Source organism: Agrobacterium sp. 16-172Ci (assembly GCF_053522725.1).
Map to the genome: position 1 here is coordinate 118,712 of NZ_JBNWBW010000003.1, position 15,401 is coordinate 134,112.

Genomic DNA, 15,401 nt, shown 5'->3' on the forward strand with positions numbered 1-15,401 from the left:
AGTTTTCCCATGTAGCGGGGTTTTCATATCCGGGCTTTGTCGCGAACGCCCCTTGAGCCGTTCCCACGGCCGGAGTATGGTCGGCAACGTTCTGGTTTTGTTTTCGGCCCATGTCCACGTCGCAACCCTATGATCCCGGTTTTTGCCGCGACTGTCTGGCCGGCCAGCCAGAGGGGCTGAGGCGTTGCCGCGCCTGTGGCAGCCCGCGCCTTGTTTATCATGCCGAACTCTACGATCTGAGCATCGCCCATATCGACTGCGACGCCTTTTATGCCTCCGTTGAAAAACGGGACAATCCGGAACTGGCCGACAAGCCTGTGATCGTTGGCGGCGGCAAGCGTGGGGTGGTTTCCACCGCCTGTTATATCGCCCGCATTCACGGCGTGCGTTCCGCCATGCCCATGTTCAAGGCGCTGGAAGCCTGTCCTGACGCAATCGTCATCAAGCCGGATATGGAAAAATACAGCCGTGTCGGGCGCGAAATCCGGGCGATGATGCAGGAATTGACGCCGCTGGTGCAGCCGCTTTCCATAGACGAGGCGTTTCTCGATCTTTCCGGCACCGAGAAGCTGCATCACGATCCACCGGCCCGTGTGCTGGCGAAATTTGCTAGGCGCGTGGAAAAGGAAGTGGGCGTGACCGTTTCAGCCGGGCTTTCCTACTGCAAATTTCTCGCCAAGGTCGCGTCCGACCTGCAAAAGCCGCGCGGCTTTTCAGTGATCGGCGAAACGGAGGCGCTGTCCTTTCTGGCGGCACGGCCGGTCACCACCATCTGGGGCGTGGGCAAGGCCTTTGCGGCGACGCTGGAGGCGGACGGTATCCGCATGATCGCGCAGCTGCAGGAGATGGAGGAAAGCGAGCTGATGCGCCGCTATGGCGTGATGGGGCAACGCCTCTTCCGGCTTTCGCGCGGCATTGACGAGCGGCATGTGCACAATAACGACCCCGTCAAAAGCGTCTCTTCCGAAACCACATTCTTCAACGATATTTCCCGCCATGAGGATCTGGTGCCGATCCTGCGCTCGCTTTCCGAAAAGGTTGCCTGGCGGCTAAAGAAGAGCGGCATTGCCGGCCAGACGGTGGTGCTGAAGATGAAGACGGCAGACTTCAAGCTGCGCACCCGCAACCGCAAGCTGGACGACCCCACGCAGCTTGCCGACCGGATTTTCCGCACCGGCCTTTCGCTGCTGGAAAAGGAAACGGACGGCACCAAGTTCCGCCTCATCGGCATCGGGGTCAGCGATCTGCGCGATGCAGGTCTCGCCGATCCGCCCGATCTCGTCGACAAACAGGCGGGGCGCCGGGCTGCGGCGGAAGCGGCGATGGACAAGCTGCGCGACAAGTTCGGCAAGGGCAGCGTCGAGACCGGCTATACGTTCGGAACGCGCAAGTAACAGTTGCGGGATTGTGTGACAGGTCGCGCAATCGTGCGCTCGCCGCCTCGCGCCGGATATATTTTAGATTTTACACAAATTAGTGATGTTGCGAATGAGCGGTCCTTAAACTTCATTAAACTTCGCGTGATTGAGTGAGGCAAGTTTTGTACATGTGGTGTATTGCGTCATGTCCCTCCGCCTCCGTCTTATGGCTGGCATGCTGTCGGCCAGCATTCTTGCCTTTCCGGCGCTTGCCGCTGACAGCAGGTCCCTGCAGATACTGGTATCGAAAAGCGACCAGTCGCTTTCGCTTTATGAGAACGGCGAAATCGTCGCCACCTCGAAAGTCTCCACCGGCAAGGCCGGACATGAGACACCGAGCGGCATCTTCTCGATTCTGGAAAAGCGCAAATACCACGAGTCGAATATCTACTCGGCCGCGCCCATGCCCTTCATGCAGCGGCTGACATGGTCCGGCATCGCGCTGCACGAAGGCAAGGTGCCGAACTATCCGGCCTCGCATGGCTGCGTGCGCCTGCCGTCCAAATTCGCAAAGTCTCTTTTCGGAGACACCCGGACCGGCGTGCATGTCATCATCACCGACCGGCCGGTCTCGCTGCGCTTTGTGCAGCATCCGGCGCTGTTTCAGCCGCGCGACGATGCCGATGACGGCAAGCTGCTTCTCTCGGATGTGGAATTGCGCCCGGCGACTTTCGATGCGGCTTTGGGGACGGTCGAGGTTGCCGTCAATGAAAAGACCCAGGCCCTCAAGCCGGCGGCAAAGACCAGGGAGCCCTCGCCCCTGCGCATTCTCATCACCCGGCGCGGCGAGCGGGAAAAGGTGATGGATATTCAGACCGTTTTGACCCGCCTCGGCTTCGATGCCGGTTCAGCCGATGGTTATGCCGGGGAAATGACGATCAGCGCCATCAATGGTTTCAAGCGCTGGAAGGGGCTGAAAACCACCGGCCCGCTCCTGACCGACGCCTTCGTGACGGCGCTTTATGCCTCGGCCGGTGAGGACCACCCACCGACTGGCCAGATCATGGTGCGGCAGGATTTCAAGCCGCTGTTCGAAGCAGCCATCGACATCAAGGACCCGGAAGTCGCGCTCGGAACCCATTTCTTCGAAGCCGTGTCCGTGGATCGCGCCGCCGGAACTGCCGAATGGAACGGCGTGACGCTGGAAAACCATCTGCCGGCGGCGGCCCGCAAGCGGCTCGGCATCTCCGTTACCGAAGCCCCGGGCGGTTTCGATCAATTGAGCGCCGTGCTCGGCCGCCTCGAAATTCCCACGGAAATACGCAGCCGGATCGAGCAGGAGCTTTCAAGCGGTAGCTCGATCACCGTTTCCGATATCAGTCACCAGCTGGAGACAGGCACTGGAACGGACTTCATTACCGTGACCAAAGAAGGGCCGGTATGAGCGACGTGTGAGGCTTGAGGCCTCACACCAGTTCCACATCGACGACACCGGGCGCGGAGCGCAGCGCAGCGGCGATTTCCGGCGAGATGCGGTATTTCTCCGTCAGCTCCACCTCGATCTCACGGCTGCCCTCATCCTTGATGACGATGAAATAGACCGAGCCATCGCCTTTCGTGTTGAGGTGGCGGGCCACCGTTTTCAGCGGGCCGGAATCGCGCACATAAACACGCAACGCCTTCTGCATCTGCACGGATTTCTCTTCCAGTGACTGCGCCGTCTGGATACGCAGGCCGATACCTTCCGGGCGCTCTTCCGCCTGCACGGTGATGACCAGCGATTTACCGACCTCGAGCAGATCGCGGAACTGGCCGAGCCCTTCGGAAAACAGCACCGCCTCATATTGGCCCGATGCGTCCGAGAAGGTGACGATGCCCATCTTGTTGCCAGTGCGGGTCTTGCGCTCCTGCTTGCCGGTCACGGTGCCGGCCAGACGCCCGGCGGTCGCGCCCTGTTTCACCGCGGCGGAAAAATCCGCGAAATTCTGCACCCGCAGCTTTTCCAGCACGGGGCGGTAGGTATCGAGCGGATGGGCGGTCAGGTAAAAACCGAGCACCTGATATTCGCGCAGCAGCTTTTCGGAGGCGAGCCAGGGCTGGAAGGCGGGAAGGATGAGCTTTTCCGGGCCGCTTCCACCACCAGAGCCAAACATGTCCGACTGGCCGATGGTGCGGTTGTTCTGCGCCATCTGCGCATAACCGATGATGCGGTCCAGCCCGCCGATCAGCTCGGCGCGGTCGCGGCCGAAACAATCGAAAGCGCCGGCATTGATCAGGCTTTCCAGCACACGCCGGTTGATCTGCTTGGGATCGATGCGCAGGCAGAAATCCTCAAGGCTCGTGAACGGCTTGCCGTCGCGTACCTGGACGATGTGCTCCACTGCCCCCTCGCCTACGCCCTTGATGGCGGCGAGCGAATAATAGATGCGGTTTTCACCTGTCTCGAATTGCCGGAACGACGTCTGCACCGACGGTGCCACGACCTCTATGCCAAGGCGGCCGGCATCCTGGCGGAAATCGTTGAGCTTTTCCGTGTTCGCCATATCGAGCGTCATCGAGGCCGCCAGGAACTCCACCGGATAATGCGCCTTCATATAGGCGGTCTGGTAGGACACGATGGCGTAGGCCGCAGCGTGGCTCTTGTTGAAGCCGTAATTGGCGAATTTCGCGAGAAGGTCGAAGATGGTGTTGGCCTGCGGCTTCGAGACGCCGTTCTTGATGGCGCCATCCACGAAACGTTCGCGCTGCTTGTCCATCTCCTCCTTGATCTTCTTGCCCATGGCGCGGCGCAGAAGATCGGCTTCGCCGAGCGAATAACCGGAGAGAACCTGGGCGATCTGCATCACCTGTTCCTGATAGACGATAACGCCCTGCGTTTCCTTGAGCAGATGGTCGATGGTGGGGTGGATGGACTCCAGCTCCTCCTCGCCATGTTTGCGGGCATTATAGACCGGGATGTTTTCCATCGGTCCCGGGCGATAAAGCGCCACCAGCGCGATGATGTCCTCGATGCAGTCCGGCCGCATGCCGATAAGCGCCTTGCGCATGCCGGCACTTTCCACCTGGAACACGCCGATGGTTTCGCCGCGCGAGAGCATCTCGTAGGTTTTGGCATCATCCAGCGGGATCGCCGCGAGATCGACCTTGATGCCGCGCTTGGCAACAAAATCGACGGCCACCTTCAGCACCGTCAGCGTCTTCAGGCCGAGGAAGTCGAATTTGACGAGACCGGCGCTTTCCACCCATTTCATGTTGAACTGGGTGACCGGCATATCCGAGCGCGGATCGCGATACATCGGCACCAGCTTCGACAGCGGGCGGTCACCGATGACGATACCGGCGGCGTGGGTGGAGGCGTGGCGGTAAAGCCCTTCGATCTTCTGGGCGATATCCAGAAGGCGGGCGACGACCGGCTCCTTGTCCGCCTCTTCCTGCAGGCGCGGCTCTTCCTCGATCGCTTTCGACAGGGGTGTCGGGTTGGCCGGGTTGTTGGGCACCAGCTTGCAGATCTTGTCCACCTGCCCATAGGGCATTTCAAGCACGCGGCCGACGTCGCGCAAGGCCGCGCGCGCCTGCAGCGAACCGAAGGTGATGATCTGCGCCACCTGCTCGCGGCCATATTTGGCCTGCACGTAACGGATCACCTCTTCGCGACGGTCCTGACAGAAGTCGATATCGAAGTCGGGCATCGAAACGCGTTCGGGATTGAGGAAGCGTTCAAACAGCAGCGAGAAGCGCAGAGGATCGACATCGGTAATCGTGAGCGCATAAGCGACAAGCGAGCCCGCACCCGAACCGCGGCCCGGCCCGACCGGAATATCGTGCTGCTTGGCCCATTTTATGAAGTCGGCAACGATCAGGAAGTAACCGGGGAACTTCATGCGCGAGATGACGCCGAGTTCGAAATCCAGCCTGTCGCGATAGTCCTGCTCCGTATAGCCGGCCGCCATGCCGAGCGCCGCCAGGCGCTGATCCAGCCCCTCCACCGCCTGACGGCGAAGCTCTTCGGCTTCGGCATGTTCCGCCGCCTCCGGGTCGTCGCTGGCGCCGGTGAAACGCGGCAGGATCGGCCCGCGCTTCTTCAGCACATAGGAGCAGCGCAGCGCGATCTCGACGGTGTTTTCCAGCGCCTCGGGAAGATCGGCAAACAGCGCCGCCATTTCCGCTCGACTTTTGAGGTAATGATCGGGCGTGAGCCGGAACCGGCTGTCATCGGAGACGATGGCGTTATGCGCCACTGCCATCAGCGCATCATGCGCCTCATAGTCGGCCTTGGAAGGGAAAAACGCCTCGTTGGTGGCAACCAGCGGAATATCATGGTCATAAGCAAGGCCGATCATGCGCCGCTCATGGGAACGGTCATAACCGGACTGGCGCTGCAATTCGATATAAAGCCGGTCACCGAAGAGCGACTTTAGCGTCAGCAGCCGTTCCTTCGCCTGGGCAGCGTGACCTTCCTTCAAGGCCATATCCACCGGACCGCCGGACGCGCCGGTCAGCGCGATCAGGCCGGCATTGGAAGCTTCCTCCAGCCATGCACGGGTAATATGCACCGAATGGCCGCTGCCCTCGCCTTCCAGATAGGCACGGCTGACGATATCCACCAGCCGCTCGTAACCTTCGGCATTGGCGGCAAGGAGCACTATGGCGGGAAGTTTCTGAAGGTGGCTGTTATGGTTGCGGCGATCCTCCGCCGCATCCTGCATGTCGATAGACAGCTGGCAGCCGATGATGGGCTGCAAACCTTCATCGCGCGCCTTTTCGGAAAATTCGAGCGCGACAAAGAGGTTGTTTGTATCGGTAATGGCAATGGCCGGCTGACCGTCGGCCACGGCCTTGGACATGATTTTCTTGAGGGGCAAGGCCCCCTCAAGCAGGGAATAGGCGGAATGAACCCGCAAATGGACGAAACCGGGAGTTTTTAGCGTCTCGCCAGAGGTCTCTCCACGCACAACCGCATCGCCCATATCATCATCCTGTCATTCTGAATCGAGGGGGCGATTTTCCGATTTCCGGCGCTCAAAGTCCACCGCTTTGCGGCGTCCATACAGGTTTCTGCGCCGGCGTGCCCTTCACAGGGCGGTGAGGATCACCGAAAAGCTGGCTACGAAGACAGCGATGGAGGCGAAAGCGGCAACGTCACGGATGAAATCAGTCATTGGTCTCTCCTTACTCGTTATGTTCCAACTTTGTTCTCATTTTGTTCGATTGTCAACAGGGTTTTGCTGATATTCCCCTTGCTAATGCCGCAGAATCGCCTTCGGTTCCCGCATGGGAACAGCAAGCCACTGACTCCAAAACGAAAAAACCCGGAGGTAAAAACACCCCCGGGGTTCGGAAAAACTCAAATGAGAAGAACCGGCGTTCTCTGGAGAGCACCGGACGGATCGACTTACCAGCTCAGAAATCGACGATCTTGCCGTCGGTCAGCGTCACACGCCGGTCCATGCGGGCGGCGAGTTCATGATTGTGGGTGGCGATCAGCGCCGCGAGGCCGGATTGGCGTACCAGCGCCTCCAGCGCGTCGAAAACATAATGCGCTGTTTCCGGATCGAGATTGCCGGTTGGCTCGTCGGCGAGCAACAAAAGCGGTGCGTTGGCGACGGCGCGGGCGATGGCGACACGCTGCTGTTCACCGCCGGAGAGTTCCGCCGGGCGGTGCTCACCGCGATGCCCCACCCGCATATAGTCGAGCAGCGCACTGGCGCGCTTGTGGGCTTCGGCCTGTGTCAGACCGGCGATGAGCTGCGGCATCATCACATTTTCCACCGCCGAGAATTCCGGCAGGAGATGATGGAACTGGTAGACAAAACCGATATCGCTGCGACGGATCGCGGTTCGCGTTTCATCCGGCAGGTCATTGCAGGGTGCGCCGTTGATATAGACCTCGCCGGCATCTGGATGTTCGAGAAGTCCCGCCAGATGCAGCAGCGTGGATTTGCCGGTTCCCGAAGGGGCGACCAGCGCCACCATCTCGCCGCTCTTCAATTCGAAATCAGCCTTGCGCAGAATGGAAAGCGACGTCTCGCCCTGACCATAGGTTCTCTCGACGCCAGTAAGCCGCAGCACTGTTTTTTTTGCCATATTGCGAAGCGGTCCTTATTCGTAACGCAGGGCCTGCACCGGATCGAGCTTGGAAGCCCGCCATGCTGGAAAGATCGTTGCCAGGAAAGAGAGCGTCAGTGCCATGATGACAACGGAAATGGTCTCGCTGATATCCATTTCGGCCGGAAGCTGGCTCAGGAAATAAAGCTGCGGGTCAAACAGCACCGTACCGGATATCCACGAGAAGAACTGCCGGATGGATTCCACATTGAGGCAGACGATGACGCCGAGCGCCACACCGGCAAAGGTGCCGACCATGCCGATGGCCGCCCCGGTCATGAAGAAGATGCGCATCACGGAGCCGGAGCTTGCGCCCATGGTGCGCAGAATGGCGATATCGCTGCCCTTGTCCTTCACCAGCATGATGAGGCCGGAAATGATGTTCAGCGCCGCCACCAGAACGATGAGAGTGAGGATCATGAACATCACGTTTCTTTCCACCTGCAGGGCGGAAAAGAAGGTCTGGTTCCGCTGTCTCCAGTCGGTGATATAAATCTGCCGTTCGGCGGCCTGTTCGACCAGCGGGCGGATTCCGTCGACATCGTCGGGGCGGCTGACATAGAGCTCGATGGATTGCACGAGGCCTTCGGCATTGAAATAAAGCTGGGCTTCGGACAGGGGCATATAGATCATCGAGGCGTCATATTCCGACATGCCGATCTCGAAGACGCCGGATATCTTGTAGGATTTGACGCGCGGATTGACGCCCATCGGCGTCACGTCGCCTTCCGGGGAAATGAGGGTAATATCGTCGCCGGCCGTTACGCCGAGCTGGGCGGCAAGCCTTGAACCGACGAGAACACCATCTCCAGCCATGAAGCCGACCAGATCGCCAGTCTTGATGTTGGTGGCGACTTCCTTGACCTTGTCGATATCTTCCTGGCGAACCCCGCGCACCAGAGCGCCGGAGCCCGCCCCGCCGCGGCCGGAGGCGAGCGTCTGGCCCTCCACCAGCGGCAGGGCCATGGTGACGCCGGGAACGGCGGCAAACTTCTTCGCCAGCTCATCATAATTATTGAAGGGCTGGTCGATAGGCTGCACGATCATATGGCCGTTGATGCCGAGAATGCGCGAAATGAGCTCGGTGCGGAACCCGTTCATCACCGCCATGACGATGATAAGCGTCGCCACGCCCAGCATGATGCCGACGAAGGAAAAACCGGCGATGACGGAAATGAACGCTTCCTTGCGCCGCGACCGCAGATAACGCCAGGCCACCATACGTTCAAAAGCGGAAAACGGCCGGGCGGTTTTTGCCCCGGCGGAAACAGCCGCACCCTTGTCAGCCTCGGCTTGTGCCATGTCGTCTCCCTGATCTCAAACTACAAGGCCGGTCTTTTCCGAAAACCGGCCCATATTTCTGCGACATCTGCGTTACGAAACCGGAGCGGACTTCGGGTGAAGCCGCTCCGTCTTCGGCTCGCTCTTATCCGAGCACCCTGTTCATCGCCGCCTCGATCGTCACGGTCTCCCGTTCGCCGGTCTTGCGATCCTTCACTTCGACTTCGCCATTCGCGACCGAACGCGGGCCGACGATGATCTGCAGCGGCACGCCAATCAGATCGGCCGTGGCGAATTTCTGGCCTGCACGGTCGTCCGTGTCGTCGTAAAGAACATCCTTGCCGGCGTTGGAGAGCGAGTAATACAGCTTTTCGCAAGCCGCATCACAGGCAGCATCGCCAGCCTTCATGTTGATGATCACGACATCGAAGGGAGCGACCGAGGCCGGCCAGATGATTCCGTTCTCATCATGCGATGCTTCAATGATGGCGGGAACAAGGCGTGTCGGCCCGATACCATAGGAACCCATGTGGACAGGGTGTTCCTTGCCATCCTTACCCTGCACTTTCGCGCCCATCGGCTCCGAATATTTGGTGCCGAAATAGAAGATGTGGCCGACTTCAATGCCGCGCGCGGAAAGGCGCTCGCCATCGGGAATGGCATTGTAAGCGGCTTCGTCATGCATTTCGGACGTGGCGGCATAATCGGCCGTCCACTCATCGAATACGCCCTGCAGGGCTGCGACGTCGTCGAAGTCGGTGTTTTCGGCGGGAATGGCGCGGTCGAGGAAGCTCTTGTGGCAAAAGACTTCGGATTCGCCGGTATCGGCCAGAATGATGAATTCATGGCTGTGATTGCCACCAATCGGGCCGGTATCGGCGCGCATGGGAATGGCGCGCAGGCCAAGGCGCTCGAACGTGCGCAGGTAAGCAACGAACATCTTGTTATAGGAATGGATCGCGTCTTCCTTGGTCAGGTCAAAGGAATAGGCGTCCTTCATCAGGAACTCACGCGAACGCATGGTGCCGAAACGCGGACGTACCTCGTCGCGGAACTTGAGCTGAATATGGTAGAGGTTCAGCGGCAGGTTCTTGTAGGACTTCACATAGGAACGGAAGATGTCGGTGATCATCTCCTCATTGGTGGGGCCATAGAGCATCTGGCGGTCCTGACGGTCCTTGATGCGCAGCATTTCCTTGCCGTAATCATCGTAACGGCCGCTTTCCTGCCAGAGCTCGGCCGATTGCAGCGTCGGCATCAGAAGCTCGATGGCACCGGAGCGATCCTGCTCCTGGCGGATGATCCTGTTGACCTTGTCCAGCACGCGCTTGCCGAGCGGTAGCCAGGAATAGATGCCAGCCGATTGCTGCCGGATCATGCCGGCGCGCAGCATGAGGCGGTGGGAGACGATCTCCGCTTCCTTGGGGTTTTCCTTCAGGATGGGCATGAAATAACGGCTGAGACGCATGACGGCTTCCATTGATGCGGACGACAGCGCGCAAAGGCGCGGGAATCGCCCCGAATAGAGGGATATTGGCGCCGGATATAGCCGTTTCCGGCCGAGATGAAAACCCGCCATGAAAAGAGCGTTAAAGGCGATTTTGCGGTATTTTCGCGATAGCTAATTCGCGTCAAAACGCTTTGGTCGGAATATTATTCTTGATCCGGTGCGACAAATTGCACCACGGAGAATTTTTTGCCGACTGTAACAAATATGCAAAAAATGAGATGACAAGCATGGGGGTTTGAGCTAGCTTTAGCTTACAAAAGAGGCAGGAAGTTTAAATTCTTGTCATTTTCGCGGTCAGTCTTGGGAGGATCAGATCTTAGGCGCGCTCGTTCGCAGCCCCGGCAACGGTTACAGATCACGCGAAACCTGGAAAACAAGGCTGAAAGGCCTTGTTTTTTTTTGCTTCTACACAAATGACCCCGCCCCCGCCGCTATATTCCGGTAAAATTATGGCGGTGAATCAGGCACTGAGCACGTTCCTGCTGTGTGCACGAGAGATATGACATCCATATGACAGAATCCCGGTCATATCCCCCGGAAACTGCCGCGACCATGGGCTCACCGCCCGTCTGAGTGAGCAAGATGCGCGCGAACGGCGATCACCAGCGCAGCTTTTCAATCGAAAACGGGAATAATTCTCGGCAGGTCATCGAGGCTGACGCCGAACCACCAGGTTCCGCCGTACCACAGCCCACAGATCAGGGCCGAGATTACGGTCGTCCACAAAACGATCCGCCCGCCCCTGAACCTTGATGGCGCACTGGCGACCGTGCCCAGCGCCACATCGCCCTCCTCGTCCTGAGTGCGCAGGCCAATCGGCAGCACGATGAAAAGCACCGTCCACCAGACGATGAAATAAACGGCGAAGGCCGAAAGAAGCGGCATGTGATCCTCCTGCACAATGGGCTTCTTGTAACGCATTCATCCGCAGATCGGAATCACTTCTCCGCAAGAAACCCTAAAAGAAAACAGAAGGGCCGCGCTTTGCGGCACGGCCCTGGAATCAACGGGAAAAAGGCAGACGCCCCGGCCGATTGCCAGTAAGCTCCCGGCTTAGACCTTGGTTACAAATACCGTGACGATCGGCTTCTTGCCCCAGCTCTGGTTGGCGGCGGCACGCACGGCGCGACGCACGGCTTCACGCAGCAGATCCAGATCCTTGCGGCGGGCACGCGGAATGCTTTCTACGGCGCCGAGAACGGCGTCATAAAGCGTGTCTTCCATCGCCTCGTCCTCGTCATCGAATTCCGGCAGGCCGAAAGGCACGACATCGGGGTCGCCAAGGAAGTCATAACGGCTGTCCAGCACGACGTTGACGGCGACGTGGCCGGCGAAGGACAGCTTGCGGCGATTGCTGATGCCCATCTCGTCCATGTCACCGACGAGATTGCCGTCCTTGAAGACGCGGCCATGCGGCACATCGTCAATCACCTCGGCCGGACCGGGCGCAAGGCGCAGAACATTGCCATTGCGAACCTTCGGCACCTGCGAAATGCCAGCCTGTTCGGCGAGCTCCTTCTGCGCCACCAGATGCGCCGCTTCGCCGTGAACGGGCACGACGATCTGCGGCTTCGTCCATTCATACATCCTCAGAAGCTCGTTACGGCGCGGATGGCCGGAGACATGCACCAGCGCCTCATTGTCGGTGACGATATGGACGCCCTGCTCGATGAGGCCGTTCTTGATGTCGATGATCGCCTTCTCGTTGCCGGGGATGGCGCGCGAGGAAAACACCACCGTATCGCCGGAAGCCAGCGCCACATTGCGCATCTCGTCACGCGAAAGCTTGGCGAGTGCGGCGCGCGGCTCGCCCTGCGAACCGGTCAGGATCAGCACCACCCGGTCGCGCGGAATATAGCCATATTCGTCTTCGGCGAGGAATGGCTTGATGCCTTCCATGATGCCGAGATCCTGCGAGACGTTGACGACGCGCTTCAGCGACGAGCCAAGCAGCAGCACCTCGCGGCCGGCTGCTTCCGCGGCCTGCGCAATCGAGCGGATGCGACCGACATTGGAGGAGAAGGTGGTGACGGCCACACGACCCTCGGCGTTTTCGATGATCTGCCGCAGGCCTTCGGAAACCTCGTGTTCGGAGGGCGATACGCCATCGCGCACCGAATTGGTGCTGTCGCACATCAGCGCCAGTACGCCCTCTTCGCCGATGGCGCGGAAGCGGGCCTCATCCGTCAACGGACCGAGCGACGGGGCCTCGTCGATTTTCCAGTCACCGGTGTGGATGACATTGCCGAGCGGTGTGCGGATGACCAGCGACATCGGCTCCGGAATGGAGTGGTTGACGCCGACCGCCTCGATTTCGAACGGGCCGACATTGATGCGGTCGCCCGCCTTGAAGATCGTCACCGGAATTTCGGCACGCGTGCCCTCATAGGCGCGCTTGGCTTCCAGCATGCCGGCGGTGAAAGGCGAAGCATAGACCGGCACGTTGAGGCCGGGCCAGAGATCGTTAAGCGCGCCATAATGGTCTTCATGGGCGTGGGTGATGATGATGCCCTTGAGGTTCTTTTTCTGCTCGGCGATATAGCTGATGTCCGGCAGTACCAGATCGACGCCCGGCAGGTCCGGGCCGGCGAAGGTCACGCCGCAATCCACCATGATCCATTGGCGCTTGCTCTCCGGCCCGTAGCCATAAAGCGCCAGATTCATGCCGATTTCACCCACGCCGCCAAGCGGCACAAAGACCAGTTCGTCCTGTTTAGCCATTGTTTTTCTTATCCATTCACGAAAGCATGCAGGCGACGGCAATTGGCCGCGCCCGCCGCTCTTAAGCATCGGACCTGTTGAACCATCTGATCGACCGGGCCGATGCGGAACCGGTTTTTCACCCTGCTTTTCATGAGCCGCAGGAAAGCTCCAACCCGTCGAAAGCGGTTCGGCGCGGGCCTTCGGGTCGCGCCGTTCACCTCATCCGAAAAACACGTCGCCGGCGGCAATCGAGCGCCTTGCGCCCTCATCCTCATCCAGCAGCAGATAACCATTATCATCAATCCCGACGAAACGCCCGCCAATCGAACGGTCCGGGAAGTTGACGGTGATATGTTCGCCGATACCACAGGCGGCGGCACGCCAGCCAGCCATGATGCCGGCAACGCCCCTGCCCTCGTCCCAATCCCCCAGCACCTCCGCCGTCTCACGGAAAAGATGGGCGAACAATTCGTCGGGCGAGCAAGAAGCCCCATGTTCGGAAAGCATGGTGACGGGGTAAAGCGGATTTTCCGGCTTATGGGCGATATTGATGCCGATGCCGATGACGATGGCGCGTCGGCCATCCGGCAGCAGCTCCGCCTCCATGAGAATGCCGCAGGTCTTGCGGCGTCCGATCAGCACGTCGTTCGGCCATTTGATTTCGAGCGGCTCACCACCCGTCGGCAGCACCGCGCGGATGGCGCGATAAACAGCCAGCGCGAAGGCAAGCGGCAGGGACCCTATACGGTCCATCGGAGCGGGATCGATCAGAAGAAGCGAGGCGTAGAGATTGCCGGGTTCGGAGACCCATGGCCGGCCGCGACGGCCGCGTCCGCCGGTCTGGCGGATGGCGGTGATCCACAGATTGCCGCCATCGCCCGCCCTTGCCTGGGTGAAACATTCCAGATTGGTCGATGGCGTTTCCGCCATCGCCTCGTGCCGGAAGTCATCGATGGACATCCGGCCCGTATGCTTGTGTGTGCTGCTCAAAAGAAGGTCTTCGCCGCAGCAGTGACCGCGTTGCCGAGTGCACCGCCGAAGACGATGAAGGCCACGGTGAAGAAGGCCGAAAGCGCATAAACCACTTTGAGTTCGCCCGAAGGACGCTCGAACTTGTCCTTGGCTTCATCGAACCACATGACCTTGACGACGCGGATATAATAATAAGCGCCGACAACCGAGCCGATGACACCGATGATGGCGAGCGGATAGAGCTTCGCCTCGATGGCTGCGAGGAAGACATAATACTTGCCGAAGAAGCCGGCGAGCGGCGGAATGCCGGCAAGCGAGAACATCAGGATCGTCAGCACAACCGCCATGAAGGGGTTGGAGGACGAAAGACCGGCCAGATCCTCGACAGTCTCGACATTGCCGATTTCCTTGCGGCGCATGGAGAGAATGCAGGCGAAGGTGCCGAGCGTCATGACCATATAAACGGTCATGTAGAGGATGACGCCAGCCACACCGGCTTCGGTGCCCGCAGCGAGACCGACCAGCGCATAACCCATGTGACCGATGGAGGAATAAGCCATCAGGCGCTTGATGTTCTTCTGGCCGATTGCGGCAAAGGAGCCGAGCAGCATGGAGGCGATGGAGATGAACACGACGATCTGCTGCCAGTCGGCGAAGACCGGCTGGAACGCCTCAATGACGATGCGAACGAGGATCGCCATAGCGCCAATCTTCGGCGCAGCCGACAGGAACGCCGTTACCGGGGTCGGCGCGCCTTCATAAACGTCCGGCGTCCACATGTGGAACGGCACGGCCGAAATCTTGAATGCGAGACCGGCGAGAACGAAGACCAGACCGAAGACCAGACCGAGCGAACGGGTTTCCGAGGCCAGAACCTGCGCTATTTCGGTAAAGCCGGTATTGCCGGTGAAACCATAGACCAGCGACATGCCGTAAAGCAGCATGCCGGAAGACAGCGCGCCCAGCACGAAATACTTCAGGCCCGCTTCCGTGGAGCGCAGGCTTTCACGGTTGATGGCGCAGACGACATAAAGCGCCAGCGACTGCAGTTCCAGCGCCATGTAGAGCGAGATCAGGTTGTTGGCCGAGATCATCAGCAGGATGCCCAGCGTCGCAAGAACCAGCAGCACCGGATATTCGAAACGGCCGATGGGTTCGAAACGGCCCTGACCGACGGCCAGGATCATGGCGGTGATGGAGCCGATCAGCGCCAGTACCTTCATGAAGTTGCCGAAGGCATCGGCGATGTAGACACCGCCGAAGGCCACGCCCGAAGCGGGGGCAAAGATGATCCAGAGACCGACGACGAGCAGGAGGGCAACGGCAAGGCCGGTGACCGTCGTTGTCGACTTGTCGCCCGAGAAGACGCCAATCATGAGCAGCGCCAGCGCGCCGACCGCAAGGATCAGCTCGGGCGTCGCAATGTGCAGACTGGCAAAAAGGATTTCAGCGGTCATGTCCAACGGGTCCTG

Annotated in this window: 10 protein-coding genes; 2 read left to right on the forward strand and 8 right to left on the reverse strand. The window is 59.7% G+C overall.

All coding sequences use genetic code 11. The annotated features are described in order from the left end of the window. Nucleotides 1-110: 110 nt before the first annotated feature. Nucleotides 111-1,394: a DNA polymerase IV gene (locus ACQZ40_RS05325; protein WP_059752691.1), complete on the forward strand. Its 1,284-nt coding sequence runs from the start codon at nt 111-113 to the stop codon at nt 1,392-1,394. A gap of 169 nt (nt 1,395-1,563) precedes the next feature. Further along, on the forward strand, nt 1,564-2,802 hold the full coding sequence (locus ACQZ40_RS05330) for a L,D-transpeptidase family protein (protein ID WP_448747534.1): 1,239 nt from the start codon (nt 1,564-1,566) through the stop codon (nt 2,800-2,802). A gap of 22 nt (nt 2,803-2,824) precedes the next feature. Here ACQZ40_RS05330 and dnaE read toward each other — a convergent pair whose 3' ends face one another. The 8 genes from dnaE to nuoN form a co-directional block, all read right to left on the reverse strand. Next, nucleotides 2,825-6,325, reverse strand: coding sequence for a DNA polymerase III subunit alpha (dnaE, locus tag ACQZ40_RS05335; protein WP_174039077.1), 3,501 nt, complete (start codon nt 6,323-6,325; stop codon nt 2,825-2,827). A 433-nt stretch (nt 6,326-6,758) separates the two neighbouring features. After that, complete coding sequence (locus tag ACQZ40_RS05340) at nt 6,759-7,442, reverse strand: ABC transporter ATP-binding protein (protein ID WP_338810278.1); 684 nt, start codon at nt 7,440-7,442, stop codon at nt 6,759-6,761. Between the two features lie 15 nt (nt 7,443-7,457). Beyond that, nucleotides 7,458-8,765: a lipoprotein-releasing ABC transporter permease subunit gene (locus ACQZ40_RS05345; protein WP_003521507.1), complete on the reverse strand. Its 1,308-nt coding sequence runs from the start codon at nt 8,763-8,765 to the stop codon at nt 7,458-7,460. A 124-nt stretch (nt 8,766-8,889) separates the two neighbouring features. Beyond that, nucleotides 8,890-10,212 (reverse strand): proline--tRNA ligase, encoded by a 1,323-nt coding sequence (proS, locus tag ACQZ40_RS05350; protein ID WP_003521508.1) that lies wholly within the window; start codon nt 10,210-10,212, stop codon nt 8,890-8,892. A 657-nt stretch (nt 10,213-10,869) separates the two neighbouring features. Next, entirely contained in the window at nt 10,870-11,175 is a 306-nt protein-coding gene (locus ACQZ40_RS05355) for a DUF1467 family protein (RefSeq protein WP_065653980.1), read from the reverse strand. Nucleotides 11,176-11,307: 132 nt separating this feature from the next. Next, nucleotides 11,308-12,975, reverse strand: a complete 1,668-nt coding sequence (locus ACQZ40_RS05360) for a ribonuclease J (protein ID WP_174039075.1) — start codon at nt 12,973-12,975, stop codon at nt 11,308-11,310. A gap of 201 nt (nt 12,976-13,176) precedes the next feature. Then, entirely contained in the window at nt 13,177-13,917 is a 741-nt protein-coding gene (locus ACQZ40_RS05365) for a biotin--[acetyl-CoA-carboxylase] ligase (RefSeq protein ID WP_065653982.1), read from the reverse strand. 26 nt (nt 13,918-13,943) lie between these two features. Further along, entirely contained in the window at nt 13,944-15,386 is a 1,443-nt protein-coding gene (gene nuoN, locus ACQZ40_RS05370) for an NADH-quinone oxidoreductase subunit NuoN (RefSeq protein WP_078054275.1), read from the reverse strand. Between the last annotated feature and the right edge of the window lie 15 nt (nt 15,387-15,401).

Bases quoted from the DNA above. Each gene is read 5' to 3' on its own strand.
- ACQZ40_RS05325 (WP_059752691.1), top strand. From the start codon at position 111: ATGTCCACGTCGCAACCCTATGATCCCGGTTTTTGCCGCGACTGTCTG.
- ACQZ40_RS05330 (WP_448747534.1), top strand. From the start codon at position 1,564: ATGTCCCTCCGCCTCCGTCTTATGGCTGGCATGCTGTCGGCCAGCATT.
- dnaE (WP_174039077.1), bottom strand. From the start codon at position 6,325: ATGGGCGATGCGGTTGTGCGTGGAGAGACCTCTGGCGAGACGCTAAAA.
- ACQZ40_RS05340 (WP_338810278.1), bottom strand. From the start codon at position 7,442: ATGGCAAAAAAAACAGTGCTGCGGCTTACTGGCGTCGAGAGAACCTAT.
- ACQZ40_RS05345 (WP_003521507.1), bottom strand. From the start codon at position 8,765: ATGGCACAAGCCGAGGCTGACAAGGGTGCGGCTGTTTCCGCCGGGGCA.
- proS (WP_003521508.1), bottom strand. From the start codon at position 10,212: ATGCGTCTCAGCCGTTATTTCATGCCCATCCTGAAGGAAAACCCCAAG.
- ACQZ40_RS05355 (WP_065653980.1), bottom strand. From the start codon at position 11,175: ATGCGTTACAAGAAGCCCATTGTGCAGGAGGATCACATGCCGCTTCTT.
- ACQZ40_RS05360 (WP_174039075.1), bottom strand. From the start codon at position 12,975: ATGGCTAAACAGGACGAACTGGTCTTTGTGCCGCTTGGCGGCGTGGGT.
- ACQZ40_RS05365 (WP_065653982.1), bottom strand. From the start codon at position 13,917: ATGTCCATCGATGACTTCCGGCACGAGGCGATGGCGGAAACGCCATCG.
- nuoN (WP_078054275.1), bottom strand. From the start codon at position 15,386: ATGACCGCTGAAATCCTTTTTGCCAGTCTGCACATTGCGACGCCCGAG.